General features: G+C 53.8%; 4 protein-coding genes. All 4 read left to right on the top strand.

Annotation, left to right across the window (positions count from 1 at the left end; all coding sequences use genetic code 11):
- On the top strand, positions 1-1,004 hold a 1,004-nt coding region (locus ACOSYY_RS04860; protein WP_421661144.1), incomplete at its 5' end, for a 2-dehydropantoate 2-reductase.
- A 103-nt stretch (positions 1,005-1,107) separates the two neighbouring features.
- On the top strand, positions 1,108-1,455 hold the full coding sequence (locus ACOSYY_RS04855; RefSeq protein WP_421661143.1) for a hypothetical protein: 348 nt from the start codon (positions 1,108-1,110) through the stop codon (positions 1,453-1,455).
- Positions 1,456-2,923: 1,468 nt separating this feature from the next.
- Complete coding sequence (locus tag ACOSYY_RS04850; protein ID WP_421661142.1) at positions 2,924-5,212, top strand: bifunctional SulP family inorganic anion transporter/carbonic anhydrase; 2,289 nt, start codon at positions 2,924-2,926, stop codon at positions 5,210-5,212.
- A gap of 142 nt (positions 5,213-5,354) precedes the next feature.
- The gene (locus ACOSYY_RS04845) at positions 5,355-6,008 is read left to right on the top strand and encodes a carbonic anhydrase (protein ID WP_421661141.1); all 654 of its coding nucleotides are present in this window, start codon (positions 5,355-5,357) and stop codon (positions 6,006-6,008) included.
- Positions 6,009-6,215 lie beyond the last annotated feature (207 nt).

Below are 6,215 nucleotides of genomic sequence, written 5' to 3'. Positions count from 1 at the left end.
TCCAACGGGATTGCGTGGTCGGTGGCGTCGCCTATATCTATTCCAAAATTGCCGAGCCCGGCATCATCGAACATTATAAAAAAGGGGCTGTGGCCATTGGCGAACTCATGGGGTATGAAAGCGACCGGCTTCTTGCCATCCGCGACCTATTCACCTCAGCCGGCATTCCTTGTCATCTGTCGAAGGACATTCGCCGCACGAAGTGGGAAAAGATGTGTTGGAACTGTGTCTTCAACCCCCTTACGGTACTGATTGATGACCGTGTGGCGAAGGCGCTCGATCATCCTGAGATGATGGCTGTCATCCGGCAGATCGTTGGAGAAGTCGCGGCTATTGCGGCAACACTTAAAGTACCTTTGCCTCTCGATATGGCGGAACGGGTGGTGAAGGCTTCGCAGGAGATTCGCGATATCCATACCTCCATGTACGACGATTGGAAAGCGGGGCGTCCGACGGAAATCGATTACTTGAACGGGTATATTGTGGAGCAGGGACGCAAGCTGGGTATTCCGACTCCTGTGAATGAGGCCCTCACGGCCATGATCAAAGCCGTCACGGTCAAGGAGCCGACCGGTCAGGGGCGTGTTCGGATAGAAGGTGCCGTAGTGCAGCAGGTGTCCTTCGATCGTGCAACGATCGCATCATTGCCGGCCGAGCATCATATGGATGTTTCGACAGTCATGCCTGGTATGAAGGGACAGGGGATTCGATTAGAGGGCCTGCTTGATATTCCGGCTTTGGCGATCGAGGCAGACCATGTCGTCTTTCATGCCTCGGATGGGAAGTATTCCGCCTGCCTTACGCTTGAGCAAGCCAGAGAACACGGTGTCCTTGTCTACGAGCTTGATGGAGCCCCGTTGCCTGACACGAAAGGCGGCCCGTTTCGCCTGATCACACCGGGACTGGGGGATCTCTGCGCCAATGTGAAAAGTGTCGCACGGATTGAAATCACCAAAGGGCCGGGACGGGATACAAGACAGACCACTTGTCCTCCGGGTTCATAGATGATTTGGCTAAGAGTCAAGTCAGTGTGCTCAATGCAAGAACACCATGCGCCGGAATCGAGAAGGTTCGATATCCAAGGTCATGGGCGGTTATGGAGGTGATGTGGCAAGTGCACAGAGCCCATACTCTGGATTGTTTCGCCGCGCGATCACCGGCCTCATTCTTGGCGTCATCGCGGGAGCGATCCAAGTCTGGTTTTTCGAGCGCGATCTCATGCATCTCTGGGCAGCCATGGCTGCCGGAGTCATGTACATGACCATATGGGTGATTTTCACGGATTGGCTTCAGCTTGCAGGCGGCAAGATCTTTCTTGGAGGTGTGTCGGGCCTCATTGCCGCCATTGTCTGGTGGTCTATTGCCATCAATGCCGAAGAAGCGTTCGTCCAGGCATCGGTGGCCGGTCTTTGTTTCGGCGCAGCCTATGCTTGGTCGGATCAGCGAATCACTTGAATCTGCCGCGGGTATAGGAGGGGGTGTCAGGTTCTTGTGTCGCACGGGGAGCTGCGGTATATTGCATATGTGATGTTGAGAAGCAGTCATACGATGAAGGTTGCGCATCGAATGGTGGCTTCCACGTGTGTGGTCCTCTTTCTCTGCATCTGTGTGTTGGCGCAGATGCTCGGCATGCCGATTACCTTGTTCAGCTTGATCGAGTCGACCACTGTATTCACGGAATCTGTTTCTGAAGACTTTTCTTTTCCTGTTACAGAGCCGAAACCCAGAACATCGAGCGTGTGGAGTTTCTATACTGAGAGGCAATCGTCGCCATATCTTCCTGTCTTTGTGACCTCGGTTTTTCATCCTCCTCAAGCGTAGCGTCCGTTTTGTCTTCAATTCACTGATCTGTGCAGTGCTCGGGCTTTTTTGTTGCAGGTTCGGAAGAATCTCCGGCATGGCGCTGAGATGTTTCGATGAATTTCAACATACCCGATAAACCGACCCGGCCGAGGAGGTGACTTACAATGCCTGGTATGAACGATGCCCTCTCCTATATCTTTTTGGGTATTTTTGTGTTCGCGATCATTGTGTTCGCGCTGTTCAGTGCGGGTTAACCGCGCTGAGACACCTCTGTGAATGTGATTTCAGAGGTGCTATGACTCCAAGGACGTTGAAAGCGTCCAGAGTTCGAGGATAGCCTTGAAACGACGCTTTGCTCTTCCTTGCACAGAGTATGGTGTCGGGAACCATTGCAGATTGTATCCCAGGTGTGGCGCCGTACTTGGCGCATCCTGGCTTCGATGCGGTGCGCCGGTTGATCCATCTGCACCGCCGGTTATTGAATTTCGTTCAGACAATGGTTCCTAACGCCATACGAGCTTGTCAATCTATGGAGTCCGTTTTGGTGATTGGACGATACGACAAAGAAATAGAGTGAAGGTGTGACAGCATGGCGTTTGCATGAATGAGAGAAGCTTAAAGATAACCCGCTTTTCATACCGTGCAATAGGCGTAGCATGTGTGATGTTGCTCCTGTGTGTGTGTGTGGTGACGCAGATGCTCGGGGCACCGTTCACTCTTCTTGGTTTGTTGCACTCGGATCTGTTCACGGGATTGGAACCTATTTCCGAGGACTTCTCGGCTCTCTCGCCGTTGCTTGAGCCCGAGAGGCCTCGTTTCTTTCGCTGGTTCGGCGAGTTTCGCTCTGTGCTTCATCTGCCGTTATTGCTCACGTCTGTGTTCCGTCCTCCCGCTACATAACCTCATCTTCTCGCATCATAGTTTTGAGCACATGCCGCTTGAAGCCGACTCCGGCTGTAGAGCTCCGCTATGGTAGTGACCAGTTGCAAGGATTTGACGGATGTGATTTCCGCATGGGTGGATCAGCTTCAGCCTATGGAGGTAGCTCATGGTGCGCCACCATGTTTGAAAGTAAAGATTCGAATCTTGTTCCCGAAGCCTGTTCGCTGATGATCTGTTTATGAAAGAACCAGAAGCTATCATGCCTTCAACGACTGATGTCTCCTCGGCCACGGTTCTAGCCGATATCAAGGCAGGCCTCGTTTTATTTTTCGTCGCTCTCCCTTTGTGCCTGGGGATTGCGCTCGCCTCCGGTGCTCCATTGCTGTCCGGGTTGTTGGCCGGAATTGTCGGCGGCATCTTGGTCGGACTGTTCAGTGGGTCGCACACCAGCGTCAGCGGTCCCGCCGCCGGGTTATCGGCAGTCGTGGCCGCTCAAATCCTCTCGTTTGGATCATTTTCAGTGTTTCTGACGGCCTTGATTCTTGCCGGGATGATCCAAATCGGCCTCGGTATGGCTAAGGGAGGGTTCATATCCGAATTCTTTCCAACCAGCGTGATCAAGGGGCTGTTGGCAGCCATCGGGATCATTATCATCTTGAAACAAATTCCCCATCTTATGGGACACGATCCCGACCCGGAAGGTGAAATGTCCTTCATTCAACCGGACTTGGAGACGACATTCTCCGAACTCATTCGTATGTTTGGAGACATTCAACTGGGGGCGGCAATAATCGGTCTGATCTCTATTGCTCTACTCGTGCTCTGGGACAACTGGAAGCCGCTGAAAACGTCTCTCTTTCCCGCTCCCGTCGCGGTCGTATTGTTCGGCATCGGAGCGGGCTTGTGGTTCGAGCAACTTGGCGAGCCATGGGTCATCGAGCCGACCCATCTGGTTCAGGTGCCCGTGACGAGTGGTGTGGGAGAGCTCTTCGGGCTCCTTCCAGGGCCGGACTTCTCGCAGTGGACGAATCCGACCCTTTATACCGCTGCGATGACCCTCGCCATCGTGGCATCCCTTGAAACCTTGCTCAATCTCAAGGCGGTCGACCGGCTTGATCCACAACAACGGACTTCACCGCCGAGCCAAGAACTCTTCGCGCAAGGGATCGGAAATGTCGCGAGCGGATTAATCGGTGGACTCCCGATTACTTCCGTCATCATCCGCAGCTCCGTCAATGTCAACGCCGGCGGCAGGACAAAATTGGCCACGATCATTCACGGCACATTGCTTCTCATCAGTGTTCCGCTCATTCCGACCTGGCTCAACACTATCCCGTTATCCGCTCTCGCGGCTATCTTGCTGATGACCGGCATCAAACTGGCCAGTCCGGCCTTAATCAAGCAAATGTGGAGCGAGGGCCGATATCAATTCATACCGTTTGCGGTAACGGTGATGGCTATCGTGTTCACGGACCTCTTGATCGGTATCGTGATCGGGCTTGCCGTGGCCATTGGCTTCATCCTCAACAGCAATATGCGTCGCCCGGTGCGGCGCTTCGTGGAAAAACATCTCGGCGGCGATGTCGTCCATATCGAATTAGCGAATCAGGTTAGCTTCTTGAATCGCGCCGCCCTTTCGAAGGCCTTGCATGAAGTGTCACGAGACAGCCATGTGTTACTAGACGCACGGAATACAGACTACATCGATCCGGACGTGCGTGGCTTGATCCGTGACTTCAAGGAGAAGACCGGTCCCGCTCGCGGTGTTGAAGTCAGTCTTCTCGGATTTCAGAGAGAGTACAATTTTGAAGACCGAATACAGTATGTCGATTATTCGACACGGGAATTCCAGGAGGCCGTCACTCCGCGGCAGGTCCTTCATATCCTAAAAGAGGGCAATGAGCGGGTTCGTACCGGGAGGAGTCTTACGAGGGACTTCCATCGCCAAATCCGTGCAACCGCGGAGACACAACATCCGATGGCCGTCGTGCTCAACTGTATCGATTCCCCAACAACAGCCGAGCGGGTGTTCGATTTGGGCATGGGCGACATCTTTAGCATCCGTATTGCAGGCAATATCTCTGGTCGGATGATTATTGCCAGCGCGGAATACGGATGCGCCGTGGCTGGAGCAAAACTCATTCTTGTCATGGGACACACGCGATGCGGGGCCGTCGGCGCTGCGGTCAAGCTCCTTGGGTCGGATCAAACGGCCGGCGAGGCAATAGGGTGTGAACACTTTCATTGCATCATCAACGACCTCCAGCAATCGACCGGCCAAGCGACCTATCGAGCTGTACAAGAGCGATCCGCCGAGGAGATCGGAGAGATCATCGATGTCGTCGCCCGCCGCAATGTTGTGCGGGTCGTTGAGCAGCTGCAGGAACAGAGCAAAACGCTCACCGGTCTGATCCAACGAGGGCGGATCGAGATCGTCGGCGCGATGTATGATGTCACCACGGGAGGCATCGAGTTTTTACACGACCACCGGCTCGTGAAAGAGGAAACGAAGAAGGCGATTGAGTGAGCGCATCGATCGGCGGATCAATATCACGTGTATGCCATTCTTACTTAGCATCGAGTGGAGACATTCAACAATACACTCGTACCTTTTTATGACTGAATGATGACTCTATGCACATCAATAGGAAATCAGAAGAGGCTCAATAATGGAAAAGCTCGTTAGAGGCTTCTTGAAGTTTCGCGGCGAAGTGTTTGGAAAGAAGAAAGCATTGTTCACACGGCTGTCACAGAGTCAGGCTCCCCGTGCGCTCTTCATTACCTGCTCAGACTCGCGCGTGGATCCCACTCTTCTCACGCAGACCGATCCCGGCGAGTTGTTTATCCTGCGAAATGCCGGGAATATTGTGCCGCCCTATGGTTCGATGCAAGGGGGCACGACCGCGACGATCGAATACGCGGTGGCTGTTCTACAGGTACCTCATATCATCGTGTGCGGCCATACCGATTGCGGCGTCATGAAAGCCCTTTTGAATCCCGAGGAGGTGCAAAACCTGCTGGCCGTCAAAGAATGGGTGGGACAGGTCGAAACGACCAGGCGGTTGATGCGTGAACTCTACACCGACATCAAAGGAAACGATCGCCTTATCAAGACGATCCAAGAGAACGTCCGTGTCCAACTCGAGCACCTGCGCACACATCCAGCAGTTGCTCTCCAGTTGCGTAAGGGTAACGTGGAACTCCACGGCTGGGTCTATTCCATTTCAACCGGAGATGTATGGGTCTACGACTTCAACTCGCAGGAATTCGTTTCACTCTATGAGCAGGCTGCGTCTCGCTTGATGTACGCGGATCAGTTGTGATGTGCCTGGCCTACGAGGCGGTTCGATGAGAAGTCACACCCGGCTTCAGCGGATCACTTGAATCTGTCGCCACCGCTCCGATTGATATCGCCAGAGTAACAGTCCCATCCGCACGGTCCAGTCCGCGATCATGGCCGCCCAAATATAGAAGACGGATTGGCGTGCCCAGAGTGATGCCACCAGGGCCAACGGTACGCGGACGCCCCA

The organism is Nitrospira sp. BLG_2 (genome assembly GCF_049222245.1).
Note: the sequence above shows the minus strand (reverse complement) of the source record. Positions and strands in the feature narration are given on the sequence as shown.